Origin of the sequence: Mesorhizobium sp. B2-4-13 (genome assembly GCF_006658535.1) — a bacterium.
GTDB lineage: Bacteria > Pseudomonadota > Alphaproteobacteria > Rhizobiales > Rhizobiaceae > Mesorhizobium > Mesorhizobium australicum.
This window is the reverse complement of the sequence record NZ_VFVB01000002.1, coordinates 319976-344350: the sequence shown is the minus strand read 5'-3', so window position 1 is coordinate 344350 and position 24375 is coordinate 319976. Positions and strand designations below refer to the sequence as shown.

The following is a 24375-nucleotide window of genomic DNA, read 5'->3' as shown; positions in this document are numbered from 1 at the left end:
CGCTCTCCTCACTTTGCCGTCGTGCCGCGGGTGACAAAGGCGCCGACCGCCGCGACCAAGCGGTCGAGGCAGAAGCCGGTGACGCCGATATAGGCGAGCGCGACGATGATGTCGGGCAGCCGTGACGAATTCCACGCGTCCCAGATGAAGAAGCCGATGCCGACGCCGCCGGTCAGCATTTCGGCCGCGACGATGGCGAGCCAGGACAGGCCGATGCCGATGCGCAGGCCGGTGAAGATGTAAGGCGCAGCGGCCGGCACCATGATCTTGACGAAGAATTCGAGCTGGTTCAGCCGCAGGATGCGGGCGACATTGCGATAGTCCTGCGGGATGTTGCGCACGCCGACGGCGGTGTTGATGATGACCGGCCAGATCGAAGTGATGAAGATCACGAACAGAGCCGACGGGTTGGAGTCGCGGAAGGCGGCGAGCGACAGCGGCAGCCAGGCGAGCGGCGGCACGGTGCGCAGGATCTGGAACACTGGATCGAGGCCGCGCATCGCCCAGATCGACTGGCCGACCAGCGCGCCGAGCGCCACACCGACGACCGCCGCCATGCCGAAGCCGATCGCGACGCGCTGGAGCGAGATCAGCACCCGCCAGGCAAGACCGATATCCTGCGGGCCGTTGTCGAAGAATGGATGCGCGATCAGGTCATAGGCCTCGTTCCACACCTGGCTCGGCGGCGGCAGGCTTGCCGTCGGCGACGAGCAGGCGACCTGCCAGACGACAAGCAGAAGGGCGATGACGATGGCGGGCGGGACGAGAGCGCTGGCCACCTTGGCGGCGACCGCCACCGGATCGATACGGCGCCGCGCTTTGCCGGTGAAGGCGACCACCTCGGCTGGCTTGGCCGGGAATGCTTTCACCTTGGTGTCCTCGACGGCTTGGATGGACATGTCCTGGGGATACTCCGTGGTGTGCTGGTGCGGTACTGAGCGCCAAACGGCGATGGCGCCGTTTGTGTTGGGGCACAAACGGCCTGACTAAGCCGATGCCTTGATGGTCAGGCTGTCGAGATAGGCCGAGGGGTTGGCCGGATCGAAAGTCTTGCCGTCGAAGAAGGTCTCGACGCCGCGCGAGGACGAGGCCGGGATGTCGCTCGCGGCGACACCGAGTTCCTTGGCCGCCTCGCGCCAGATATCCTCGCGGTTGACCTGGTCGACCAGCGCCTTGATGTCGGTGGTCGGCGCGAACCTGCCCCAGCGGATGTTTTCGGCGAGGAACCAGCTGTCGTGGCTCTTGAACGGGTAGGAGACGCCGCCCTTCCAGAATTTCATGTAGAGGTCGGTGGCGCTGGCGACCCGGCCATTGCCGTAGTTGATGTCGCCCTTGAGGCGGCCGATAATGTCGGCGACGGGCACATTCATCCATTGCCGCTTGCCGATGATGGCGGCCATCTCGTCCTTGTTTTCCTTGGCGTCGCACCATTGCTGTGCCGCCATCACCGCCATGACGATCGCCTTGGTGGCGTTGGGATATTTTTCTATGAAGGCGGCGCGCAGGCCGAGCGCCTTTTCCGGATGGCCCTTCCAGAGTTCGCCGGTCGTGGCGGCGGTGAAGCCGACGCCCTGATGGACAAGCTGTTCGTTCCACGGCTCGCCGACGCAGAACACGTCCATATTGCCGACCTTCATGTTGGCCACCATCTGCGGCGGTGGCACGACGATGGTCGAGACGTCCTTGTCCGGGTTGATGCCGCCGGCCGCCAGCCAGTAGCGCAGCCACAGATCATGGGTGCCGCCCGGGAAGGTCATGGCGGCCTTGACCTCCTTGCCCTCGGCCTTCTTGGCGGCGAAGGCGTCCTTCAGCTTGGCGGCATCGAGGCCGACGCCGGTCGCGGCATATTCCTGTGCGACCGAAATGCCCTGGCAGTCGTAGTTGAGGCGGGCGACGATCGCCATCGGCAGCGGCTGGTTGTTCTGCGTCACCTTGCCGGTGTGCATGAGGTAAGGCATCGGCGTCAGGATGTGGGCGCCGTCGATGCCGTTGGCTTCGCCGCCGAGCACCAAATTGTCCCGCGTCGCGCCCCAGGAGGCCTGCTTGAGCACCTCGACATCAGGCATGCCGAATTTCGCGAACAGGCCCTTCTCCTTGGCGATGATCAGGGGCGCGGCATCGGTCAGCGCAATGAAGCCGAGCTTGGCGCCGGTTACTTCGGGACCTTTCCCTTCGGCATGAGCGCCGGCGGGAAACAATGTCTTTGCGGCGAGGAACAGTCCCGCCGTCAGCGCGCTACTGGCCAGAAAATCGCGGCGGGTGAAATCCTTGAGGGACGTGCCAGTTCCGATCCGTTTCGTCATCGTCGTCTCCGGTTGGGCGCGGTTGAAGCGCCGTCGATTGCGTGTTCGGCCAAAAACAAAAAAGCCGCCGGCCAGGCTTCGCGCATCCTGGGGATTGCGCAGTGACCTGAGCGGCAGCTTTGCCTGTGGCGCCCGCCATTGGACGCCTGTTCCGTTGCCCGTGAAGGCTCGTTTATTTCAAAGCAGGAACCGTGCCAGTTTACCTCTGGCCGAAAAATTCAAATGGGATCAATACGATGGGAGCTTTTTGCGGCGACCCGATCCGTCGCGACTAAGGTCAAACATTGGTCAGCTCACCTTTCGAGCGCATAATTTTTGTGCAATGCACAAGCATGGCGCTAAAATGATCAGGCTTCCCCGATGGCTGATTTTTGCCTCTCGATATAGGCGTCGATCTCGTCTGGATCGAAGATCTGGCCATCGAAGAAACCGTCCGGTCCGAGCATGAGGCCGGCTCCCGTCGCGCCTACCGCGGTCGCGGCCTTGAGCGCGCCTTCGACCTTGGCATTGGCGCCGGGCAGCGCCACCCCGAGTGGCTTCAGTGCCGAGCGGTAGAGATCTGGGCGGTAGCAGTCGCGGGCGATGGCGAGATTGTCGGGCGTGTGCGCGACGTGGCCCCAGCGTACCATCTGCGTGTAGAACCACAGCGAATGGCTTTTCCAGGGAAAGTTGGCGGCCTTGTCGAACGGCACGAAGAAGTCGTCGATGTCCAGCTCCGCCCCGCCGCCCAGCCGGAGATGGCCGGTCAGGATCGGCATCTGGACCGCCGGAGGCAGGCCAAGGAAGCCACGCTGCGCCATCACCGCGGCCAGTTCGTCGCGGTTCGCCGGATCCTGGCACCAGCGCGCCGAGTGATGCAATGCGCGCAAGAGGGCCGCCAGCGCCTCTGGGACCTGTTCGGCCCAGGCCTTGCGCACGCCAATCACCTTCTCCGGGCTGTTGCGCCATATCCGTGCCTTGACGGTGACGATATGGCCGGTGCCGGCCGCCACCGCGGCGCTGTTCCAGGGCTCGCCGACGCAATAGCCGTCGATGCGGCCGGCGGCCAGCGCGTCGGCCATGAAGGGCGGCGGCACGATGACGATCTCGATCTCGCGCGATGGATCGACGCCGCAGGCGGCAAGCCAGTAACGCAGTTCGTAATTGTGCCCGGAATGCGGATGCACGACGGCGAAACGCAGCGGGTCCCGGCCGGCGTCGGCCCGCTCGCGGATGAAGGCGCCAAGTGCCGCGCCGGCACGGGCCGGATCGAGATCGGGTGCCGCACCGTGCGCCGCCATGCCGGCCCAGACGGCGTTGGAGAGGGTGACGCAGTTGCCGCCGAGCCCCAGCGAAAAGGGCACGATGGTCTCGGAGGCGAGCGGGGTGAGGCCCAGATTGCAGGCGAGCGGCATCGGTCCGAGCATGTGCGCGAGGTCGAAATGGCCGATGGCGATGCGGTCGCGGATGTTGGCCCAAGAGGTCTCGCGGTGCAGGGTGAGATCGATGCCTTCGCGCGCGGCAAAGCCCAGTTCGCCGGCCGCGACCAGCACGGCGCTATCGAAAAGCGGCATGAAGCCGGCGGTGATCTGGTGCTCGGCGCCCATGCTCATTCGTCCTCCGCCGGTCCGAGAAGCCCGGCGGCAGTCACCAGGCTTTGGGCGATGTCGCCGATCTTGCGGTTCTGGTTCATCGCGGTCTTGCGCAGCAGCGTGTAGGCGGCCCCTTCGGTCAGGCCGCGCGACTTCATCAAGATGCCCTTGGCGCGGTCGATCACCTTGCGGCTCTCGAGTTCGCTGCGCGCCTCTTCCAGTTCACGTGCCATGCGCGAGAAAGCGTTGAAGCGGCTCACCGCCATGTCGAGGATCGGCTTGACGCGCTCCTGCCTCAACCCGTCGACGACATAGGCCGAAACGCCGGCATCGACCGCGGCCTCGATCGAGGCCTGATCCGAGCGGTCGACGAACATGGCGATCGGCCGCTTTACGGCCCGCGACAGCTGGAACATGTTTTCCAGCATGTCGCGGTTGGGATTTCCAAGGTCGATGACGATGACGTCGGGTTCGATCTCGGCGATACGGCGCGCAATGCCCGAGACGTCGTGGATGACGGTGACCCGCTGATGACCCGCCTCGCGCAATCCGGCTTCGATTATCGAAGCGCGGATGCGGTTTTCGTCGATCACCAGGACGGCGAGGGAAGTTCGGACCATGCACGCATTATGAGCAAGGCCGCAAATTTGTGCAATGCAGCATAGCCACCGACCATGGAAGGTCGGTGGCTATGCCCAGAAATGGCTGGTGGCGAAGGGTATCGGCTTGGCAGGAGACGTTGATCAGCCGCAGACGCGAACGTCTTCGACTACCCTGTGGTGGTGGCGCCAATGCACGACCGTCTCGATGTGGCAGCGGTGATGGCGGTGGTGACGCCAGCGGTAGCCGTCATTGTCATACTGGACGCTCTGGTCGCCATCATACTCGTTGTCGTAGCGGCGCTCATGATGACGGCGCACGACGATTCCGGAATCTTCGTCCGAGGAATATTGGTTGCCGTCGTCGGACTGGATAGTCACGCTGGCAGCCTGCGTGGGCGCAATCGCCGCAGCTGTCGCGGCAAACGCCAGCACCGAAGCCAAAATCAACTTTTTCATTCCGTCCTCCTGCATGTTCAACACACATAAACTCGCGGAACAACCGGGTGTTCCGCTCAAATCCACACGCTTTGCGACGCTGGCGACATCAAGCCGTTATCGGCCGTATATTACAAGTGGACGAAGGCGGTCAGCGGCAGATGGTCGGAGGCCACGCGCGACAATGGTGTGTCATGCGCTTCGATGGTCCCGATCATGCCGTGCCGGTTGGCCATGATCCGGTCGAGCGCCAGCAGCGGCAGATTGGACGGGAAGGTGGGGACGGCAGGGGGCTGCGGGCCGAAGCTCGCGTGCAGCGTGTTCAGCGCGGAGCGGTTTCCGAGCCGCCATTCGTTCAGGTCGCCGAGCAGGAGCGTCGGCTTCTCGTCGGGACTGTTCATGATATCCAGCACGACCTGGGCCTGCTGCGAGCGGGAGCGGCGCAGCAGGCCCAGATGGGCCGCGATGATGCGCAGGGACTGATTTCCGTCGAGATCGATTTCCGCGACCACCGCGCCGCGCGGTTCGAGACCCGGGAGCCTGATCTGGTGCACGTCGCGAACGACGCCCCTTTTGAACAGCAGGACATTGCCGTGCCAGCCATGGCCCTTGCCCGTTGCCGAAATGGGCACCGGCACGAGGCCGGTTTCGAGTTCTAGACGGTGCAGGTCGAGAAGCCCGTCACGGTCGCCGAAACGATTGTCGGCCTCCTGCAGGGCGATCACGTCGGGGGCGATCTCCCGGATGACCCGGCTGGTGCGGTCGGGATCGAACTTGCGGTCGACGCCGATGCACTTGTGGACGTTGTAGGAAGCGACCAGCGTCCCGGTGACGCCGTCCCTCTTCGCCGAGAAGGCGTTGGCCTTGCGCATCCGCCGGTCGCGAATGGACAGGAGCATATTGGCCGGCAGGCTGCGCCCGTTCATTCGCATCGCGCGCCGATCGTCCTTGCTGTTCTCACCATGCACCTAGAAATAGAGTCTTTCAGCCGATGTTCCATGGTTGGCGACACCCTATCCGGTAAACACGTCGTTTTCTTAAAGACAGGTTTTTTCCCAGAGATAGTTTCCTAGAGATAGGGCGATCCCAGCCAGAGCATGCGATCGAACAGCCGGATGATGAACGGACGCGCCCGCAAGGAGGCCAGCGTGACTGGGACGGCCGTTTCGATCGCCGATCCGATCCGGGTCTCGATCTCGGTGGCAAAAGCCGCATCGAGGACCTCAAGGTCGATCTCGAAGTTGAGCCGCAGCGAGCGGGCATCGAGGTTGGAGGACCCGACATAGGCCCAGACGCCGTCGATCGAAAGCAGCTTGGAATGGTCGAAGGGCCCTTCCGTGCGCCATATGCGGCAATAATTCTTCAGGATCTGGTCGAATTGCGCGGTCATGGCGCGATCGACAAGGAAGAGGTTGTTCACCGCCGGCACCACGACATCAATCTCGACGCCGCGCCTGGCCGCGGTGATCAAGGCACTGATCAATTCCCGGTCCGGCAGGAAATAGGGCGACATCAGCCGTATCGACTTGCGCGCGACCGAGAAGGCGCCGATCAGCAGTTTGTGGTTGGTTTCGTTGCTTGCATCGGGTCCGGATGCGACCGCACGCACCAGCATCGGTTGGCCGGCGGGTGGCGAAACCGGTGTGATCCGCCAGGCATCGCCCTTCAGCGCCTCCTTGGTGGCAAAGCGCCAGTCCTCGGCGGCGACGGAGAAGAGATCGGCGACAACGGGGCCGGTGACCTGGAAATGCGTATCCCTGGCGCTTTTCGACCCGGCGAACTCCGCCGAAAAACCCTTGCGGATGTTCATGCCGCCGGTAAAGGCAACCGTGCCGTCGACCACCAGGATCTTGCGGTGGGTCCGCAGGTTGGCATAGGGCAGGCGCAGGCCCATGACGATGTTGCCGTTGAAGACATCCGCCGTGATGTTGGCGCGGCGCAGATGCCCCAGGATGCTGGGCACGGAGTAGCGGGCGCCGACGGCATCGATCAGCACACGGACGGTGACGCCGCGCTGGACGGCGCCGGCCAGCGCTTCGACGAAAAGCAGGCCGACGGCGTCGTTGTCGAAAATATAGGTCTCGAGCAGGACGCTGCGCTCGGCCCCGTCGATCGCCGCGCACATGGCCGGGTAGGCCTCGTCGCCGCTTTCCAGCACCTCGATTGCATTTCCCGGGTTGAGCGTTCGCCGCGCCACCCTGTCGCCCAGCGTCCTGAGGCCAGTGAACCGCTGTCCATAGCGCTCGATGATCAACGCCTCTTCGAGGGCGACGTCGCGTTCATGCTTGGCCGACACCATGCCATCGGCGAGCGGGCGCTGGGCGCTGATCGTGGCGCGGCGGATGCGGTTGATGCCGGCCACGGAATAGATCAGCACGCCGAGGATCGGCGACAGCACCATGATGCCGACCCAGCCGGTGGCGGCGCGGACGTCCTCCTTGGTCATGACAGCATGGGCAATGCCGATGGTCGCCATCACCACCGAGATGATCGCCAGTATTTGGGGCCAGTGAATCGCCAGGGTCTCGAACATTGCCGGGACTATCCAGCGAGCGCCCGCATAAGGCAATGCAGCCGGCCGTATCCACGTCTCTGCATGTGCGAGAACGGCGGCGCACGGTTATTTGAGCAGGCCAACCAGGACGCTGAAAGCGGCGTCGATATCGGCGCGGACCGCGGCCTTGACGGCCTCGCCGTCGCGAGCACGGCAGGCCGCCGCTGGTCGCGAGAGCCTCGGCCGCCAAGCGTGGCTCTCCAGCTGGTGGGAACGTTCGTTTGAGGATTGAGCAGTTGGCTCGATCAACCTGCGATAAATTCCACCCGAGAGAGCCCAGCCTCACCGCGTGGGAAAGCATAGAGCCGGTGCGATCCGGCGTCATCCCGCGCTGCTTTGGTCATCGAGGCTTCCTGTACTTTGGTACCGCATCCATTGTATATCAGAGGGAATGAAATTAGCGATGTAACACTTCGGTTGATGGCGAGGGGGGCGCCGAATGATGACGTTCAACTTCGAGGGGCCACCAGTGGGCGACGGCGATGCGCCGGCCGATTGCCAGGACCAGTTGCTGCCTCTCGTCAATGAGATCGTGCAGGCCGCGGTGGCGGCCGGCTGGAAGCGGGACGATGTTCTTCTGGCTTTCGTGGAACTCGCCTGGGATCTGTACGAGAACCGGCGCGGTGATCTGTAGCAGCGGACTGCCAATCACCGGCTCCGAACGGCGGCTCCCATGCTCGACCTCGCGGGCAAGCCATCAATCAGCGCAGGCTGCGCCAGGCACCTGCCGTCAGCGGTTGACGAGAACACAGAATCGCGCGACCGGGCGTGTCAGCACCGATTGGCGAACTCCTGGATGGCGAAGACCTCGCGCCGAGCGAAAATGAAACGCTCGGCAACTCCCATTCGCCGCCATTCCTTGTTTCTTTTCTCGAATAAAGATTTTTCTTTGCACGTGGGAGTTCTTCCCAAGCGAAGATGGCTGCGTTACGCTGTCTTCGGGGCCGGGAAGGGGATGTGAGGCGTCGTCGAGACGGCTGAGGCAGTGCGAATGAAAAATGCGGACGAGGCACGGGAAAGCGGCATTTCCCGAGGCATCGATCGGGAGCGAGCAGCTCGATACGTCCTGGACATCATTCCTGAAAGTGCAGGTCCGCGCAGGGCCACAGCGCAAGGAAGCGTGATTTATTCCGTTTGCGGGCCCGGCTCGCAGACATTCCTGGCCAAGGAGTACTCCGCAGGGATCGTGCTTGCGCCCATGCAGCCTGCGCATCGTTCGCCGTCCGGACGGATCGCTCACATGAACGGGCCTCACGACGACGCCGGCCCGCGTCGCACAATCACGAATTGTTTTTCGCGGGAACGGCCAGGGAGGCCTCGGGTTGAACTTTATCTGGAACTTATCAGGAGGCCGAAGAATGCCGGGCGATGATGGTTTCCCCGGGTCAGTTTCTCGTATCAATTCGGCGCGGCAGCCGGCGCTCACTGCAAAAGGCGGGCTTTCTCCCCGCGCCGCACGCAAGGTGCAAGACTTCCTGCACGAGAACTTCACCCGCAAGCTGGCGCTTGCCGAGATGGCCGCGGTGTGCGGGTTGTCGCCTTCTCATTTCGTGCGGGCGTTTGCCAGGACGTTCGGCGTGCCGCCGCATCAATATGTTCTCGACCTGCGGTTGGACCTCGCCGAAAGGCTGCTTGCCGACAGCAGCATGACGATCGCCGACATCGCTCATTCCAGCGGATTTTCAAGCCAGAGCCATTTTACCACCGTGATGAAGAAATACCGGCAAGTGACCCCATTGCAGGCGCGGGTAGGAAAGCTTAACGCCAAGATTAGATGAAGCGTCGCCCGCACCGTTGCTTGATTACTTCGTTTTAAAGCAGTTGCTAAGGTAACGAGCTGTTAACCTCCGCCTATATGCTCGGGTCTTTTCTCACAAGACAGCAATTTCGTGAAATACGGCAAGCAGGAATCATGTCTTCCTGCCGTGGACTGGAATTGTCAGACGATTCCATGCCGGCCAGCGGAGGGCACCATGACCGACAATCAGATTTCGAGCGGCTCGCCTGTTGTGCAGCGTCGCGCGGCGCATTTTGCCGGCAACTGGATCGCCGGCACCGATCCCCGTTCCCGCTCAATTCGTCGTCGTTTGATGGCGGTGCTGCGCATGGCTCATCGCGCGCTGGGTATGGGACGCAAGCGCCTGGGGCTGGGAACGCTGGGCGTCGGCGGGGCGCCGGCCGCGATGCTGGGCGCCTTCGCGATCGGCATGGCTGCAACGCCGGCCCTGGCGCAATATCAGGCGGGCGGCGGGTCCGCGACAGGCGGCAACGCCGTCGCCATCGGTAACGGCGCGACGGCGAATGGCAATAACAGCACGGCGTTGGGCACCTCAAACAGTGCAACGGGCGACGCTACGATCGCCATCGGCTATGCGATGAGTGTCAATGGCCTCAATTCCATAGGCATAGGCGTGTTCGCGGGCGCGACCGGCGTCAACGCCCTCGCTTTGGGCGGGAACGCCCATGCCAACGGGGACGGAGCAAGCTCGATTGGCGTCAACTCGGTTGCAGCCGCAGGCGCGGCCGCCTTTGGCCTGAACGCGCGTGCCGACGGATTGAACTCGACGGCGATCGGCTACGTTACCCGGGCGACCGGGCTGCGCGCCACCGCGCTCGGGTTTGGAGCAACAGCGTCCGGGCTGGATTCGCTTGCCCAAGGTAATAGCGCCGTCGCAAGCAATCAGAACGCCATCGCCATCGGCTTCCAGGCGACCGCGACCGCGATCAATGCCGTCAATCTTGGCAACCGAACTGTTGCGGGAGGGGGCGCCCTTCAGGAAAGCGCCATCGCCATTGGCACGGACGTACTGGCGTCTCAGGTTGACTCCACTGCGATCGGGCGTCAAAGCAAGGCAACGGGCACGTCCGCCATAGCGATGGGCGTCACAGCCGCGGCATCGGCAACTAACTCGGTCGCCGTCGGCGCCAGCACGGTTGCATCGGGAGCCTTCGGGGTCGCCATGGGTAACCAAGCGCAGGCGCTTGCAGCCGGTGGTGCTGTTGCGATAGGCTCGGGCGCAATCGTTGCCAGCACCGCGACCTCGGGCCTTGCGCTCGGCAACAATGCAAATTCCGGTGGTATTTTATCGGTTGCCGTAGGCGCCGGTACCAACGCCAGCGGCGACAATTCCACAGCCACCGGACGCCAGGCTGTTGCGAGTGGCACAAACGCCTCCTCGTACGGGACAGGATCCAAGGCTACGGGAGACAATTCCCTCGCTGCCGGCGTCAGCTCCAACGCCAGCGGGGTTGCCAGCACCGCACTTGGCATCGGCGCCGCGGCGTCGGCTACGAGCGCCATCGCCATCGGCAACAATGCCGCGGCCAGTTCCACCAACGCGGTTGCCATGGGCACCAACGCCGTGGCGACCGGCGGCCAAGCCGTCTCGATCGGTGCGAACAACACCGCCTTTGGCGACGGCGCGGTCGCCATCGGCGATCCGAGCTTCGCCAGCGGCACCGGCGCCTTCACCGGCGGCGCCAACAACATCGCCAACAGCGACGGCACGGCGACCGCGACCGGAGCCAATATGGCCAATGGCGCCGTCGCCATCGGCAACAACAACAAGGCGATCGGGCAAGGCTCCGTCGCGCTGGGCAACGGCTCCACCGCGGGCGCCGCCGGTTTCGTCGGCAATGTCGCGCTGGGCAACGGCGCCTCGGCTGCGGCAAGCTCGGGCGACGTGGCGCTGGGCTCGGGCTCGGTGACCGCCGTGGCGGTCGGCACCGCCAGTGGGGTGGTGAACGGCACGACCTATGCCTTCCAGGGCACCAACCCGACCTCGACGGTCAGCATCGGCGCGCCGGGCGCGGAACGCACCATCACCAATCTGGCTGCGGGGCGGATCAGCGCGCTCTCGACTGACGCGATCAACGGCTCGCAGCTCGCCGCCACCAACCAGGCGGTCGACGCCATCGGCGCCGTCGTCAACAACATCAATGTCGGCGGCGGCATCAAGTATTTCCACGCCAACTCGACGCTGGCGGATTCGCAGGCGCTGGGAGCCGATTCCGTCGCTGTCGGCCCGAACGCGGTGGCCAACAATGCCGGCGACGTCGCGATCGGCCTGAATTCGACGTCGGGCGCCACGACCAATGTCGGCGGCACGACGATCGGCGGCGTCAACTACACCTTCGCCGGCGGCACGCCGGCGGGCGCCTTCTCGGTCGGCTCGGCCGGCGCCGAGCGCCAGATCCAGAACGTCGCCGCCGGACAGTTGAACGGCGGTTCGACCGATGCCGTCAACGGCTCGCAGCTCTTCGCCACCAACCAGCAGGTGACGCAGAACACGACCGACATCGCCAATATCGGCGGCAACATCACCAATCTCGGCAACACGATCAACAACATCGCCGGCGACACCTCGGCGATCTACACCAACGCCAATGGCGAGGGCATCCGCTATGCCCGCACCAACGAGACCGGCCTGGCGCAGACCGATTCCTTCGCGCAAGGCGTCGGTTCCACCGCAGTCGGCTACCAGGCGACCGCGACCGGCGTCAGCGCGCTTGCGCTCGGTCGCGACAGCGCGGCCAGCATCGACGGCAGCGTGGCGCTCGGTCAAGGTTCGGTCTCTGACCGCGCGATCGCTCCGGCTTCCGGGCAGATCGCGGCCGGCCCGTCCAACTTCATCCAGTACAACACGACCGACAAGACGCTGCTCGGCGCCGTGTCGGTTGGTACCGCCACGGCCTACCGGCAGATCACCAACGTGGCCGACGGCACGCAGGACCAGGACGCCGTGACTGTGCGCCAGCTGGCGGGAGCGATCGCGGCGGTCTCCGCCACCTCGACGAAATATTTCCATGCCAATTCGACAGCCGGCGACTCGCTGGCGGTCGGAGCGGAATCGGTCGCGGTTGGCCCGACCACGGTCGTCAATGGCGACAATGGCCTCGGCATCGGCAACGGCGCCGTCGTCGATCAGACGGCACCCGGCGGCACCGCCATCGGGCAGAACGCCCATGTCATGCTGGCCGACGGCATCGCGCTCGGCACCGACTCCACCGCCGCCGGCGTGCAATCCATCGCACTGGGCGCCGGCGCCCAAAGCACCTTCGCCAACAGCGTGGCGCTGGGCGCGTCGTCCATCACCACGGTCGGCGCGCAGGCCGGCTACACAGCCTTTGCCCTCGGCGCCGCGCAGACATCGGCCGGCGAAGTGTCCTTCGGTGCCGCCGGGGCGGAGCGCAAGCTCACCAATGTCGCGGCGGGTTCGGCCGATACGGACGGCGTCAACGTCTCGCAGTTGCGCGGTGTCTCACAAAACGTTTCCAACCTGTTCGGCGGCGGCACCACGGTCAATCCCGACGGCTCGATCACCGGGCCGACCTACAACATCCAGGGCAACAACTACTCGACCGTCTATGACGGCTTCACCGCCGTCAACAATGCGCTCACCACCATCAACAATGGCGGCGGCATCAAATATTTCCATGCCAATTCGACGCTGGCCGACAGCCTTGCTGGCGGCACCGACGCGGTGGCGATCGGGCCGGAGAGCGTGGCGAGCGGCACCGACAGCCTGGCCGCGGGCCATGGTTCGACGGCCACCGGGCAGGGCGCCGTGGCGCTCGGCCAGGGCGCGCAGGCCAACAATGCCAGCGATGTGGCGCTCGGCTCCGGCTCGGTGTCGCAGACCGCCGTCGGCACGTCCAACACGGTCATCAACGGCAAGACCTACGCCTTTGCCGGCACGACCCCGGACGGCACCGTCAGCGTCGGCGATGCCGGCGCGGAGAGGACGATCACCAATGTCGCCGCCGGACGCGTTTCTTCCGACAGCACCGATGCGATCAACGGCTCGCAGCTCTACGCCACCAACACAGCGATCGAAGACCTGACCAAAACGATCGGCGGCATCGGCGGCACCGTCCAAAACACCGTGCAGTACGACACCGTCACCAATCCGGACGGATCGACGACCAAAATCAACAAGATCACGCTGCAGGGCGGCGATCCGAATGCGCCTGTCGTCATCTCCAATGTCGGCCCCGGCGTTGCCGGCACCGACGCGGTCAACGTCAACCAGCTGAACCTGAACCTGGCTCAGAGCAAGACCTATACCGACCAGGTGGCTGTCACGACGTTGCAACAGGCCAACACTTATACCGACCAGAAGTTCAGCCAGCTCAATTCCGACATCAGCGGCATCAGGGACGAAGCACGGCAGGCGGCGGCAATCGGTCTGGCGGCAGCCTCGCTCCGCTACGACGACCGTCCCGGCAAGCTCAGCGTGGCGGCGGGCGGTGGCTTCTGGCGGGACTCGAGCGCCCTTGCCTTCGGCGCGGGCTACACCAGCGAGGACGGCCGCATCCGTGGCAATGTGTCCGGCACGGCGGCGGGTGGAAATGTCGGTGTCGGCGCCGGGCTGAGCTTCACCTTGAACTGAGGCGGGGACCTGGGGCGGGAATGAACAGGCGAACCGGCCATGTCAGGCCAGGCTCGAATCCGGGAAACCCGTTTGGTTTTCCCGGACTAGCCATGGCATTCCTGACCTGCCTGGCGCTTGCCGGCGGGCTGGCGCCGGCTGCCGCGCAGACGGCTTCGCCCTATAGGGTCAAGCCCTCCGACGTGGTCGTGCCGCCGGACGTGAAGCTCGGACAATACCAGCGCACCATCCGTCCCTTCGAGAACTGGACGCTGATCTGCGACGAGAACCTCAAGGCGCGCAAGAAGGTCTGCAACGTCTCGCAGGTGATCGAGGACGGGGCGGGCAAGATGGCGTTCAGCTGGTCGCTCGCCGCCACCCAGGACGGCAAGCCCTACATGATCCTGCGCACCGCGCCGAACGCCAGGAGCGATGGGCTGGTATCGCTGAAGTTCGAGGGGCGCGCCGAATCCATCGACGTGCATCTGAATGGCTGCAACGAAATGGTCTGTGTCGGCATGCTGCCGGTGGGACCCCTGATGCGCCAGGAGATAGCGCAGAAGGCGACGCCGGCGATTTCCTACCCGACCGTCGATGGCCAGACCGTTACCGTCACCGCAACGCTCAAGGGGCTGTCCGAGGCCCTTGCGCCAGTCAAATAACCGAGGCAGCACCGTGAGCCAGCAAGACCCGTTCATCTCCGCGACGCGCAGCAACCCGACCGTCGAGCCGGACCGCAAGAGGACCGTCGAGCCGCCGCGGCGTTGGCCGCGCGTCATCGGTTTGTGTGCGCTGGGGCTGGTCATGATGGGCATCGGCTTCGCCGCAGCGAACTATGCCGCGATCGCCGGTCTCGTCGGCACGCCGACGGCCGCTCAGGCCGGCACGGCGCCGCCCGCGCTGCCGGACTCGCCCTTCCTCCAACACGTCAAGCAATCCGGCGTGCAGGCCTGTTCAACCGTCTATCCGGTGCTCGGACAGCTCTTGACGACCGGCTCGAAATACAGCGTCAAGTCGCTGTGGAGCGACCAGGCCGCCGACAAGCACGCCGTGCAGGCGCTTGTCGGCCTGGACTATGCGACCGAGCGCTACAGCGGGCCGGCCGCCGGCATCGTTTTTGCTTCGCCCACCGCCACGGGTTGCGAAGGCACCATGGTGCGGGTGGCGCCGTTCGCCAGCCCCTGCGCCGACGTCACGTCCGCGCTTCCGCAAGGCAGCAAGATCACGGATCATCTCGGACAGGTCGAAGTCTACGAGCTTGGCGGCAACACGGGCGAAGCCCTTGTGCTGCCGACCGGCAACACGTGCGTGGTGATTTCCATCGCATCGGCGGCCAAGTGAGAATGTCAGGCGAATGGGCGAGGCGCCCTGGAAAGGATTGCGGACCATGAAATCGCGACGTTTGACAGTCTTGTGCATGGCCTTGCTGTGGAGCGGGCAGGTCGTCTCGGCCGATCTGGTGGAGCCGTCCGAGCCACCGCAGGAGGAGAAAGGCATCTGGGCCGCAATCGCCTACTCCCAGACCGATACCAAATACGGCTTCTTCTGGGGCGCCGACAAGCGGCAGGAAGCGAAGGACATAGCGCAGAAATATTGCGAGAATGCCGGTGGAAAGGCCTGCAACGTCGTTACCGTGTTCCGCAATCACCGTCATTGGACGGACGACGATAAGACCGGATTTCCCTACAAGCATTGCGGCGCGCTCGCCGTGGCAGACAAAGTGGAGCACCGGTTCACCCCGTGGGGCGTGAACTCCGCCGAGACCCGCCGGGAAGCGGAGGATCTCGCCCTGCAAGCCTGCGAGGCAGGGGGGACCCAATGCAAGATCCGTGAATGGGTCTGTACGTGACGATAAACACGGGTCCTCGAGCCGCTACTTCGGGCATTTGCCCGGCACCCAAGAGAAGGCAGCATTCATTGGTTCGTAGACAGCTTTTCCCGAAGGCAGCCGTCATCTGCGCGGCTGCCTTCGCCGCTTCGGTGCCGGCCGTTTTCGCGCAACAGCAGCAGGCTTCGCTTCCCAATGGCGCATCGTCGCTCCAGGAAACCTATCAGGACTGGCAGCTGGCCTGCGGCATGCAGGACAATTCCCGGGTCTGCACGGTCACGCAGGACCAGACGCAGAAAAACGGCCAGAGGCTTCTGGCCGTGGAACTGCGCGTGGGGCAGAAGGGCGGGCTGATCGGAACCTTGCTGCTGCCCTTCGGCATCCTGTTCGAGCCCGGCGTGACGCCCCAGATCGACGACCAGCCGCCCGTCGGGCCGTTGAAGTTCAGGACCTGCCTGCCGAACGGCTGCGTGGCGCTGTTTCCGATCGACCGGGCGCTGATGCAGAAGCTCAAGGCGGGGACCGAGCTGAAACTCGACGTCACCACCGCGGCCGACATCAAGCTGAGTTTTCCGGTGTCGCTGAAAGGCCTTGGCGCCGCCCTCGATCGCATGGTCGCGCTGAGCGCACGTTGACGAGGGTGCCGTACGCGACTGCCGGCGGATGCCAAGGTCCTCGTACCCTGCGGGCGCTCAGCGTCATACCGGAGCCTGACCCGGTCGGGTCATTTCAAAAGGCCCATTGCAGCGCGAGGCCGATAACCGACAATCCCATCGCAGTCGTCGCGAGCCAGCCGAGAAAGCGCAGCCAGCCCTCGACGGGGAATTCGCCCATGATCTCGGAACGCCCGGTCATCAGCATCATGACGACCATTACGGGAACCGCGCATATGCCGTTGATGACGGCGCTCCAGTAAAGCGCCTTGATGGGATCGATCGGCGTCAGCATGATCCCCATTCCCAGCACCACGGCGGCGGCCAAGGTCGCATAGAATGCCATCGCTTGCTTCGGCTTGCGCTCCAGCCCCACTGGCCAGCGGCGCGCCTCGCCCACGGCGAAAGCGGCCGAGCCGGCGAGAACCGGCACGGCGAGAAGGCCAGTGCCGATAATCCCCATCGCAAAAATCACAAAGGCGAATTTGCCCGCGACCGGCTCCAGTGCCTTGGCTGCGTCGGTGGAGGAATTGATGTCGGTCACCCCCGCCCTGTGCAGGGTGGCGGCCGTGGTGACAATGATTGCAATGGCGATCAGGTTCGAAAAAGCCATGCCCACCAAGGTGTCGGCGCGAATGCGCTGGAACGCGCGCGGCGCCTGCCACGGTGCCCATTTCAGCGGCTTGGCCTTCGGGTCGATCTTCTCCTCTTCGACCTCTTGCGATGCTTGCCAGAAGAACAGGTAGGGAGAAATCGTGGTGCCGAGTATGGCCAGAAGCGTCGTGAAGAACGCCCGGCTCCATTCGACATGCGGAACAACGATTCCCTTGAGCGCCTCGCCCCATGGGATATCAGTCAGAAACGCGGCCACCACGTAGGCAAAGAGGCTCAGCGTTGTCCATTTCAGGACCGTGACGTAGCGGCTGTAGTCGAGGAAGACGATCGCCAAAACGCATGCCACGCCGAACGCAACGACGTAAAGCGAGCTTGGGCCGCCCACCAGCAACCACAATGCATCAGCCATCGCGCTCAGGTCCGCCCCGATGTTGATCACGTTGGCGGCGAACAAAAGCAAGGCTACAAAATACATCAGCGGAGACGGGTAGTGCCGTGCGAGGTTGCCGGAAATACCTCGACCTGTCGTCCGGCCTATTCGCGCTGCTATCTCCTGGATCGCGACCATGAGCGGAAAGGTGAAGACCATCGTCCAGCCGACATTGAACCCCAACTGGGCGCCCGCCTGGCTGTAGGTGCCGATGCCCGAAGGATCGTCGTCCGAAGCGCCTGTGATGAAACCAGGCCCGATTGTGCGCAGCAGCCGCTGGAATGGCCCTTTTGCCCGAAGATTGCTCTGTTTCTCAGAGACTTCGGCGCTTATGTTGCTCATGCAGGTGCTCCAAATACGGGGTCCCTTCCGTAATCCGCCTGAAGCAAAATTCGGCGATAGCCATTCGGTTCCGTTAGCTAGCGCTGAAACGCCGTTGGTGCCGTGTCGCCAGGTCGTGCTTGCTTTGCCGGCGATATGCTATTTCTCAGGCGCGCGATCGAGCGAAGGTCTCGGCGATCGCGAGAACCGCGGCGTGTATAGGTCCCGCGGTTAGACTGGGCATGATCGACGCGTCGACGACAAAAAGATTGTCGAGCGCCTTCAGCCGCAGATCCGCATCGACGACGGCGTCCGGATCCTTGCCCATCCTGCAAGTGCCACAGGGATGATGATGCGTGATGACCGACTGCGCGATGAAGTCGTCCATGTCAGCCGCGCTGTTCAGGCTGCCTGGCAGGAGTTCGCGCTCGCGCCAGCCGGCGAGTTCATCCCGATGTCCGATCGTCCGGGCTGCCTCGAGCGCCTGGCGAAACAGCGCACGGTCCCGGCCGCTTTGCAAATATGCGGGGTCGATGATCAACCGATCGTCGAGCTCCGGCCCGCTTATGCGCACGCTGCCGCGGCTCATCGGATGGGTGATCCCGAACAGCAGCGAATATGCCGTGCCGGCGGAAGGCGCCTGAAAGCGTTCGGACACGATGGGCGCGATGCCGCAACCAACGACAATTTCGGGCTGACCGGTACCGGTGAACCCGTCGGCGCGCATATACGCCATCGATTCCGAGTGCTGGAGGCGCGATGGAGGAACGTGCCTGCGAGCCGCATAAAGGTTGCCGGCGCCAAGCAGGTGATCCTGAAGGTTTCGACCGACTTCCGGCATATCGATTAGGCAGCCAACGCCGGCGGTATCGAGCATGTCGTGCGGACCGATGCCCGAGCGCATCAGCAAAGCCGGACTTTCCAGCGCGCCGGCGCAAAGGACAATTTGATCCGCGAGGATTTCGACCGGACCCTGTCGCCCTGCGATTTCGAGGCCGCGGACCCGATTGCTCGCCAGGTTAAGCCGCCGCACTCGCGATCCCGTGAGGATGGTCAGGTTCTCGCGGCCTCGAACAGCCGGCGTGAGCCAGGCGTCCGCCACCGTAACCCGCCGCCCATCGCGAATGTTCAAGGAGTTCGGGGTGACGCCGATCATCTCCCCGCTGTTGTGCCCTTCAAGACGCGGCAGGCCGAGCGAAGCGCCGGCTTCGATAAACGCGCGCGCGACCGGACTGACCTCGTCGGCCGGCAAATGGACGGGCATCGGCCCGCCCTTGCCGTAAAGGCCGTTGCCGCCGAGCGGGTGATCCTCGATAGCCCGAAACGCGGGCAGCAATTCATCCCAGCTCCATCTGTTATCGCCGGTCGCGTCGACCCATGCCTGGAAGTCCCGGGGATGACCACGCATGTAACCCATCGCGTGCAGGCAACTCGAGCCGCCGACCACCCGCCCGCGCGCCCAGCGATGCACCCGGCCAGCGGTCCCGGCTTGCGGCTCCGTGCGATAGTCCCAATCGTAGCCACGGCCCTGAAGTGCCGGCCATGCGGCGGGGTTCCAGATGTCGGGATCCACCGCTTCTTCGCCTGCCTCGATCAGCAGAACGCGGCTGTCCGGCTTTTCACTCAGTCGCGCCGCAAGCAATGCGCCAGCCGACCCGCCGCCGACGATGACGATATCGGCATCCCGTTCGAGCTCAAAATTCGCCCAGCTCATCATCACTCCATCTGACGCTTGCGTATTTGGTCGGCAAGTTTGGCGCCGGCACGAGGTGGCCTACGCATCGAGCTGTGCGCGGACAGTCGATCCGCGACATCCTCAAAGGCTTCGGGTTTCAGGCGGAGCAACTGTCTTTCGAAAGACTCAAATCGCGCTGTCCATGGACATCTTCGCTGCCGCTTTGGCCTTCAACAGGTGATTTTTGGAGGCCTTGCGGGCGGCCTTCTCGTCGCCGGCGGCGATGGATTCGTATATCTCCTTCATCTCCGCCAGGCTGCTCTGTGCCCTGCCATCCAAGGACATCGATCGTCCGCGAAAGAAGCTGATCCTGGCTACAAGGCCACGATGGACCTCCTCAAGGATCGGGTTGCCGCAATTGGCCAGTATGATCGAATAGAAGTCCGCGGCGGTCATGACCTGTGCCAGGCTGTCATTGCTGGACGCCGCCGCTTCGAACGCGGAAAGAGATTTCTCGAGTTCAAGCAACTGCTCCGGGGAAATTCTCGACGCGCAGCGTCCCGCGGCCTCGACTTCAAGCAGCTCTCGAACCTCGTAGATGGCGGTTGCCACCTCCCACGTAAGCGACGGTATCGACGGCCCGCGGTTGGGGACGATCTCGATCAGGCGCTCGGCCTCGAGACTGCGCAAAGCCTCCCTTAGCGAAGGGCGGCTGATGCCAAGCTGTGTGCACAGCTGACTTTCGATGAGGCGGCTTCCCGGCTGGAACAATCCGGAGAAGATGGCGAGCCGCAACTTGTCGACGGTCTCCCGTTGAACTGTTCGTGGAGAAATTCGCAAATTCAAATCTGGAGGCATTTCTAACGTCTCATCGGTTTGAGTCGCAATCTCCTAACCAGCATACGTCACGCCGTGGAAAATAGCCAGATTGTCAAATCTGAAGATTGCAAGAATGTCAGACAATCTGCTTGACGTCCTTCTGGCTGTATGATCCTTTTGACCGAGACGGGCAGTGACGGTGAGGATCATGAACATTGCGGCAGGGATAGCTTCCGACCGATTTGGCTCGCGACGCATCGACACCGGCCGCATCACCGTGAATGTGCGCGAGGCCGGCAACGGCCCGTTGATGCTTTTTTTCCATGGCATTACCTCCAATTCCGCGGTCTTCACGCCGTTGATGGCTAGGCTTTCGGATCGCTTCACGACCGTGGCCGTCGACCAGAGAGGGCACGGCCACAGCGACAAGCCGGAAGGCGGTTACGAGGCGCATGACTACGCCGACGACATTGCCGGCTTGATCCGTACCCTCGACCGGGGTCCTGCCATCCTCGTCGGACATTCGCTTGGCGCGAGAAACTCCGTCACGGCAGCCGTGCGACATCCAGATCTGGTGCGGTCGGTCATCGCAATCGACTTCACGCCCTATATCGAGACCGAAGCGTTGGATGCGCTGGAAGCCCGGGTGAACGCGGGAAGCCAGCTTTTCGAGGATATCAAGGCCGTCGAAGCCTATCTTGCTGGCCGCTATCCGAACATTCCCGCCGACGCCATCAGGATCCGAGCCGAGAGCGGCTATCAGCGGGTCGACGGCGGGCTGCGACCATTGGCGTCGCCCGCGGCCATGGCCCAGACGGCCAAGGGCCTGCGATCGGACCTGGTGCCCGCCTATCGGGATGTGGCGAAGCCCGTCCTCATCGTTCGGGGCGAGGCGAGCAAATTGGTTTCGGCGGCGGCGCTGGCGAAAACAAGCCGGCTACGGCCCGATCTGCCCGTGGTCGTCGTTCCGGGCGCCGACCACTACGTCAACGAGGTATCTCCCGAGATCACGCTGAAAGCGATCACGAATTTCATCGACGCCTGACGGCCCAGCACGCCGTCTTCTTGTACGCAGCATCAGGATAGAAAATGGCCAATGTAAACAAAACCCAGGGTAAGGCGCGCCGTGCCGAGGTCGCTGGCGGCGGCTTTGCCGGTCTGACCGCCGCCATCGCTCTGAGGCAGAACGGTTGGGATGTCAGGCTGCACGAAAAGAGCTCGGAGCTGCGGGCATTCGGCGCGGGCATCTATCTCTGGCACAATGGCCTTCGCGTGCTCGAAGGACTGGGCGCCCTGGATGATGTTCTCCAAGGTTCGCACACGCCCCCGACCTACGAGACCTGGATGCATAACAAGTCGGTTTCCAAGGAGACGTTCAACGGTCTCCCGTGGCGCATCATGACCCGGAGCCACCTGCATGACGCCCTGGTCAACCGCGCCCGCGCGCTGGGTGTCGACGTATCGGTCAACTCCGAAGCGGTTGCCGCCGATCCGGAAGGTCGCCTGACGCTTCAGACGGGAGAGGTTCTCGAAGCCGACCTGATCGTCGGCGCCGACGGTGTTGGGTCCAAGGTCAGGGACTCCATTGGCTTCAAGCAGGACCGATGGGTCTCCAAGGACGGTCTCATCCGGCTGATCGTGCCTCGCAAGAAGAAGGAACTCGGTCACGGCGAGTGGGACAACACCATAGACATGTGGAACTTCTGGCCGCGCGTTCAGCGGATCCTCTACTCGCCCTGCAACGAGAATGAGCTTTATCTCGGCCTCATGGCTCCAGCCGCCGATCCCCGGGGGTCGCAGGTCCCGATCGACCTTGAGGTCTGGGTCGAGATGTTCCCTTTCCTGGAGCCGTGCCTGATCGAGGCGGCGAAGCTGAAAACGGCCAGGTACGACAAGTACGAAACGACCAAGCTTGACAGCTGGACAAGAGGCAAGGTCGCCCTGGTGGGAGATGCCGCGCATGCGATGTGTCCGGCTCTTGCCCAGGGCGCCGGTTGCGCGATGGTCAATGCCTTCAGCCTGTCGCAAGATTTGCAGACTGGCTCTTCGGTCGAGGACGCGCTCGTCGCGTGGGAAAAGCGCATTCGCCCGATCACCGATCGCTGCCAGGCCCTGTCCGGCGACTATGCGGCGAACCGCTCGCTCTCGAAGGGAAACATGTTCACGCCGGCGGCATTGGAAGCAGCCCGCTACGACCCGCTGCGCGGCGTCTTCTCATGGCCGCAGTAGCATCGGACGAGCCGCTCAACGCATTAATCGGCGCGCGCGCAAGCTGCGCTCCCTTCAGGAGATAAAGATGAACTATTCCAGTGAAGTCGAACGGGATTACGATGTCAGGGGGTGGTACGCCTCGGTCCAGGAAAGCCGGCATGATGGCGGCCAGCCTGGCGAGACCCTCGTCAAAGTCGCGACTGGCGTGGTCATCCGCAATCCGTTCGCCGGAAAGTTCGTCGCCGAACTGTCCGACCTGACCAATCCCAGTTCAGCCATCGGTCATGCGCTCGGCGAGCGGGCGGTGGCGCTGCTCGGCAACAGGCCAGTCGAAAGCTATGGCAAAGGCGGTATCGCGGGCACATCCGGCGAGCAGGAACATGTCGTCGCCTGCATCACCACGGTGTTCGGAGATCCGCTGCGTCAGCAAGTGGGCGGCGGCAAGGCCTGGATCTCGTCGGTCAGCAAGGTCGCCGCAGCCGGCACATCCATCGATATCCCGCTTGCCCACAAGGACGAGCTCTACATCCGTTCCCACTATGATGCCGTCACATTTTCGGTGCCGGATGGCCCGCGCCCCGATGAGCTTTTGATCTGCGTGGCCGTCGCATCGGGTCCGCGCGTTCATCAGCGCGTCGGGGGCAAATCCGTCGCCGACCTCAAGGCCGGTGTCTAGTTCGATCGAAATTGGCGAAGGACGAATTCCATGCCCCTGAACATCAAGGACCTCAAGATTACGTCGGCGGATTTCAAGCCGCTCGGGAAGTTGCGCGACGAGCATGCCGGCGACAAAGGCAATGTGTTGCCCAGGCTTACGGTCAGCGGCGTCCCCGCGGGCACGAAGGAACTCGCGGTCATCTGCCATGATCCCGACGCGCCCTTGCCCAACGGCTTCACCCATTGGGTCGTCTACGGCATCGATCCGTCGACCACCGATCTTTCGGACGCGCAGGAAAAGTTTCGCGTCGGGCCAAACGGCGCCGGCGGCAAGCAGTATTACGGGCCCCAGCCGCCTGCAGGCCATGGAGAACATCACTATTACTTCTGGGTCTATGCCCTGGACACCAAGGTCGAAGGGACCCCTACCAGGGAGGAGTTCCTGCAGAAATACGCCGGGAACATCATCGAGCAAAACCGGATCGTTGGCCTCTACGAAAACAAGTGAAATCCGCGACGCCGGCGACCGATAAATAAGAATAAAAATGGTCGCCAGCTCCGCGAAATGGGAGAATTTGGAAATGAAAGACAACAGCCCAGCGCACCAGACGGTCTTCGAAGAGCTGGTCACGGCGACGAAGATCCTTCTGAACGAAGGCATCATGGATACGTTCGGGCACATCAGTGCCCGTGACCCCCAGGATCCCCAAAGCTTCTTCCTGGCGCAGAAGCTTGCTCCGAGCCTGATAACCGTCGACGACATCCAGCGTTTCAATCTCGACGGCGAGACGTCGGACAATCGGCCGTCCTATCTTGAGCGCTACATCCACAGCGAGATCTACAAGGCGCGGCCCGACGTTCAGTGTGTGCTCCACACCCATTCTCCGGCTGTCCTGCCGTACTGCTTCGTCGATACGCCGCTTCGGCCGGTCACCCACATGGGAGCTTTCATCGGCGAGAAAGTCCCGGTCTACGAGATTCGCGACAAGAATGGCGACGAGACGGATCTCTTCGGCGGCAGCCCCGGGATCTGCGCTGATATCGCCGAAAGTCTCGGCCACCAGACAGTGGTGCTCATGGCGCGGCATGGCGTCGTCAATGTCGGCAACTCCGTGCGTGAGGTCGTCTTCCGGGCGTTCTATCTCGAGCAGGAAGCGGCAGCGCTCACGGCCGGCCTGCGGATCGGCAACATCAAATATCTATCGCCGGGCGAGATAAAGACGGCAGGAAAACTCGTCGGCGCCCAGATCGATCGAGGATGGAATCACTGGTCGCAGCGTCTGAGAGAGGCCGGCCTGGCCTAGTGCCGGCCGCCTTGAGGAATACCTAG

22 protein-coding genes are annotated in these 24375 nt (G+C 63.6%); 12 read left to right on the top strand and 10 right to left on the bottom strand.

The window, feature by feature from the left end; genetic code table 11:
• Positions 1 to 8: 8 nt before the first annotated feature.
• The 7 genes from ntrB to FJ936_RS05820 all read right to left on the bottom strand — a co-directional run bounded on the left by ntrB (position 9) and on the right by FJ936_RS05820 (position 7444).
• Complete coding sequence (ntrB, locus tag FJ936_RS05850) at positions 9 to 899, bottom strand: nitrate ABC transporter permease (RefSeq protein WP_140792814.1); 891 nt, start codon at positions 897 to 899, stop codon at positions 9 to 11.
• Between the two features lie 87 nt (positions 900 to 986).
• Positions 987 to 2303, bottom strand: coding sequence for a CmpA/NrtA family ABC transporter substrate-binding protein (locus FJ936_RS05845; RefSeq protein ID WP_140792816.1), 1317 nt, complete (start codon positions 2301 to 2303; stop codon positions 987 to 989).
• Between the two features lie 347 nt (positions 2304 to 2650).
• The gene (locus FJ936_RS05840) at positions 2651 to 3889 is read right to left on the bottom strand and encodes a CmpA/NrtA family ABC transporter substrate-binding protein (protein WP_181171468.1); all 1239 of its coding nucleotides are present in this window, start codon (positions 3887 to 3889) and stop codon (positions 2651 to 2653) included.
• A 2-nt stretch (positions 3890 to 3891) separates the two neighbouring features.
• Positions 3892 to 4494, bottom strand: a complete 603-nt coding sequence (locus tag FJ936_RS05835; RefSeq protein ID WP_140792818.1) for an ANTAR domain-containing response regulator — start codon at positions 4492 to 4494, stop codon at positions 3892 to 3894.
• Positions 4495 to 4617: 123 nt separating this feature from the next.
• Complete coding sequence (locus FJ936_RS05830; protein WP_140661847.1) at positions 4618 to 4932, bottom strand: hypothetical protein; 315 nt, start codon at positions 4930 to 4932, stop codon at positions 4618 to 4620.
• A 110-nt stretch (positions 4933 to 5042) separates the two neighbouring features.
• On the bottom strand, positions 5043 to 5843 hold the full coding sequence (locus tag FJ936_RS05825) for an endonuclease/exonuclease/phosphatase family protein (RefSeq protein ID WP_140792819.1): 801 nt from the start codon (positions 5841 to 5843) through the stop codon (positions 5043 to 5045).
• 137 nt (positions 5844 to 5980) lie between these two features.
• Positions 5981 to 7444, bottom strand: coding sequence for a phosphatidylserine/phosphatidylglycerophosphate/cardiolipin synthase family protein (locus FJ936_RS05820; protein ID WP_140792821.1), 1464 nt, complete (start codon positions 7442 to 7444; stop codon positions 5981 to 5983).
• 460 nt (positions 7445 to 7904) lie between these two features.
• Here FJ936_RS05820 and FJ936_RS05810 point away from each other — a divergent pair, with 460 nt between their 5' ends.
• From FJ936_RS05810 to FJ936_RS05775, 7 genes are all read left to right on the top strand, one after another.
• Positions 7905 to 8099 (top strand): hypothetical protein, encoded by a 195-nt coding sequence (locus tag FJ936_RS05810; RefSeq protein WP_015315963.1) that lies wholly within the window; start codon positions 7905 to 7907, stop codon positions 8097 to 8099.
• 724 nt (positions 8100 to 8823) lie between these two features.
• Positions 8824 to 9243 carry an AraC family transcriptional regulator gene (locus FJ936_RS05800; RefSeq protein WP_181171466.1) on the top strand — a complete coding sequence of 140 codons (420 nt, stop codon included), beginning with the start codon at positions 8824 to 8826 and terminating at the stop codon, positions 9241 to 9243.
• A gap of 195 nt (positions 9244 to 9438) precedes the next feature.
• Complete coding sequence (locus tag FJ936_RS05795) at positions 9439 to 13857, top strand: YadA-like family protein (RefSeq protein ID WP_141906215.1); 4419 nt, start codon at positions 9439 to 9441, stop codon at positions 13855 to 13857.
• Positions 13858 to 13949: 92 nt separating this feature from the next.
• Entirely contained in the window at positions 13950 to 14498 is a 549-nt protein-coding gene (locus tag FJ936_RS05790) for an invasion associated locus B family protein (protein ID WP_140617616.1), read from the top strand.
• A gap of 13 nt (positions 14499 to 14511) precedes the next feature.
• Positions 14512 to 15177: a hypothetical protein gene (locus FJ936_RS05785; RefSeq protein ID WP_140790982.1), complete on the top strand. Its 666-nt coding sequence runs from the start codon at positions 14512 to 14514 to the stop codon at positions 15175 to 15177.
• 46 nt (positions 15178 to 15223) lie between these two features.
• On the top strand, positions 15224 to 15685 hold the full coding sequence (locus FJ936_RS05780; RefSeq protein WP_015315968.1) for a DUF4189 domain-containing protein: 462 nt from the start codon (positions 15224 to 15226) through the stop codon (positions 15683 to 15685).
• A gap of 68 nt (positions 15686 to 15753) precedes the next feature.
• A complete protein-coding gene (locus FJ936_RS05775) occupies positions 15754 to 16299 on the top strand; it encodes an invasion associated locus B family protein (protein ID WP_140790980.1) in 546 nt (181 codons plus the stop codon).
• 94 nt (positions 16300 to 16393) lie between these two features.
• On the opposite strand, the gene FJ936_RS05770 is transcribed toward FJ936_RS05775, so the two are convergent.
• The 3 genes from FJ936_RS05770 to FJ936_RS05760 all read right to left on the bottom strand — a co-directional run bounded on the left by FJ936_RS05770 (position 16394) and on the right by FJ936_RS05760 (position 20216).
• Positions 16394 to 17704: a divalent metal cation transporter gene (locus FJ936_RS05770; protein WP_140790977.1), complete on the bottom strand. Its 1311-nt coding sequence runs from the start codon at positions 17702 to 17704 to the stop codon at positions 16394 to 16396.
• A gap of 145 nt (positions 17705 to 17849) precedes the next feature.
• Entirely contained in the window at positions 17850 to 19397 is a 1548-nt protein-coding gene (locus tag FJ936_RS05765; RefSeq protein ID WP_140790975.1) for a GMC family oxidoreductase, read from the bottom strand.
• 147 nt (positions 19398 to 19544) lie between these two features.
• On the bottom strand, positions 19545 to 20216 hold the full coding sequence (locus FJ936_RS05760; protein WP_140617621.1) for a GntR family transcriptional regulator: 672 nt from the start codon (positions 20214 to 20216) through the stop codon (positions 19545 to 19547).
• Positions 20217 to 20385: 169 nt separating this feature from the next.
• Here FJ936_RS05760 and FJ936_RS05755 point away from each other — a divergent pair, with 169 nt between their 5' ends.
• From FJ936_RS05755 to FJ936_RS05735, 5 genes are all read left to right on the top strand, one after another.
• Positions 20386 to 21222 (top strand): alpha/beta hydrolase, encoded by an 837-nt coding sequence (locus FJ936_RS05755; RefSeq protein WP_140790972.1) that lies wholly within the window; start codon positions 20386 to 20388, stop codon positions 21220 to 21222.
• Positions 21223 to 21266: 44 nt separating this feature from the next.
• Positions 21267 to 22406, top strand: a complete 1140-nt coding sequence (locus FJ936_RS05750; RefSeq protein ID WP_015315974.1) for an NAD(P)/FAD-dependent oxidoreductase — start codon at positions 21267 to 21269, stop codon at positions 22404 to 22406.
• Positions 22407 to 22473: 67 nt separating this feature from the next.
• On the top strand, positions 22474 to 23064 hold the full coding sequence (locus tag FJ936_RS05745) for an amino acid synthesis family protein (RefSeq protein WP_041163678.1): 591 nt from the start codon (positions 22474 to 22476) through the stop codon (positions 23062 to 23064).
• 30 nt (positions 23065 to 23094) lie between these two features.
• A complete protein-coding gene (locus tag FJ936_RS05740; protein WP_015315976.1) occupies positions 23095 to 23553 on the top strand; it encodes a YbhB/YbcL family Raf kinase inhibitor-like protein in 459 nt (152 codons plus the stop codon).
• Between the two features lie 73 nt (positions 23554 to 23626).
• Positions 23627 to 24349 (top strand): class II aldolase/adducin family protein, encoded by a 723-nt coding sequence (locus FJ936_RS05735; RefSeq protein ID WP_140790970.1) that lies wholly within the window; start codon positions 23627 to 23629, stop codon positions 24347 to 24349.
• The last annotated feature ends 26 nt before the right edge of the window (positions 24350 to 24375 follow it).

What these genes read in the sequence shown, in the direction of transcription:
- FJ936_RS05790 (WP_140617616.1), top strand. Translation starts at nt 13,950, where the DNA reads ATGGCATTCCTGACCTGCCTGGCGCTTGCCGGCGGGCTGGCGCCGGCT.
- FJ936_RS05845 (WP_140792816.1), bottom strand. Translation starts at nt 2,303, where the DNA reads ATGACGAAACGGATCGGAACTGGCACGTCCCTCAAGGATTTCACCCGC.
- FJ936_RS05735 (WP_140790970.1), top strand. Translation starts at nt 23,627, where the DNA reads ATGAAAGACAACAGCCCAGCGCACCAGACGGTCTTCGAAGAGCTGGTC.
- FJ936_RS05810 (WP_015315963.1), top strand. Translation starts at nt 7,905, where the DNA reads ATGATGACGTTCAACTTCGAGGGGCCACCAGTGGGCGACGGCGATGCG.
- FJ936_RS05825 (WP_140792819.1), bottom strand. Translation starts at nt 5,843, where the DNA reads ATGCGAATGAACGGGCGCAGCCTGCCGGCCAATATGCTCCTGTCCATT.
- FJ936_RS05765 (WP_140790975.1), bottom strand. Translation starts at nt 19,397, where the DNA reads ATGAGCTGGGCGAATTTTGAGCTCGAACGGGATGCCGATATCGTCATC.
- FJ936_RS05820 (WP_140792821.1), bottom strand. Translation starts at nt 7,444, where the DNA reads ATGTTCGAGACCCTGGCGATTCACTGGCCCCAAATACTGGCGATCATC.
- FJ936_RS05830 (WP_140661847.1), bottom strand. Translation starts at nt 4,932, where the DNA reads ATGAAAAAGTTGATTTTGGCTTCGGTGCTGGCGTTTGCCGCGACAGCT.
- FJ936_RS05770 (WP_140790977.1), bottom strand. Translation starts at nt 17,704, where the DNA reads ATGAGCAACATAAGCGCCGAAGTCTCTGAGAAACAGAGCAATCTTCGG.
- ntrB (WP_140792814.1), bottom strand. Translation starts at nt 899, where the DNA reads ATGTCCATCCAAGCCGTCGAGGACACCAAGGTGAAAGCATTCCCGGCC.
- FJ936_RS05760 (WP_140617621.1), bottom strand. Translation starts at nt 20,216, where the DNA reads ATGCCTCCAGATTTGAATTTGCGAATTTCTCCACGAACAGTTCAACGG.
- FJ936_RS05740 (WP_015315976.1), top strand. Translation starts at nt 23,095, where the DNA reads ATGCCCCTGAACATCAAGGACCTCAAGATTACGTCGGCGGATTTCAAG.
- FJ936_RS05755 (WP_140790972.1), top strand. Translation starts at nt 20,386, where the DNA reads ATGAACATTGCGGCAGGGATAGCTTCCGACCGATTTGGCTCGCGACGC.
- FJ936_RS05840 (WP_181171468.1), bottom strand. Translation starts at nt 3,889, where the DNA reads ATGGGCGCCGAGCACCAGATCACCGCCGGCTTCATGCCGCTTTTCGAT.
- FJ936_RS05795 (WP_141906215.1), top strand. Translation starts at nt 9,439, where the DNA reads ATGACCGACAATCAGATTTCGAGCGGCTCGCCTGTTGTGCAGCGTCGC.
- FJ936_RS05780 (WP_015315968.1), top strand. Translation starts at nt 15,224, where the DNA reads ATGAAATCGCGACGTTTGACAGTCTTGTGCATGGCCTTGCTGTGGAGC.
- FJ936_RS05835 (WP_140792818.1), bottom strand. Translation starts at nt 4,494, where the DNA reads ATGGTCCGAACTTCCCTCGCCGTCCTGGTGATCGACGAAAACCGCATC.
- FJ936_RS05745 (WP_041163678.1), top strand. Translation starts at nt 22,474, where the DNA reads ATGAACTATTCCAGTGAAGTCGAACGGGATTACGATGTCAGGGGGTGG.
- FJ936_RS05750 (WP_015315974.1), top strand. Translation starts at nt 21,267, where the DNA reads ATGGCCAATGTAAACAAAACCCAGGGTAAGGCGCGCCGTGCCGAGGTC.
- FJ936_RS05800 (WP_181171466.1), top strand. Translation starts at nt 8,824, where the DNA reads ATGCCGGGCGATGATGGTTTCCCCGGGTCAGTTTCTCGTATCAATTCG.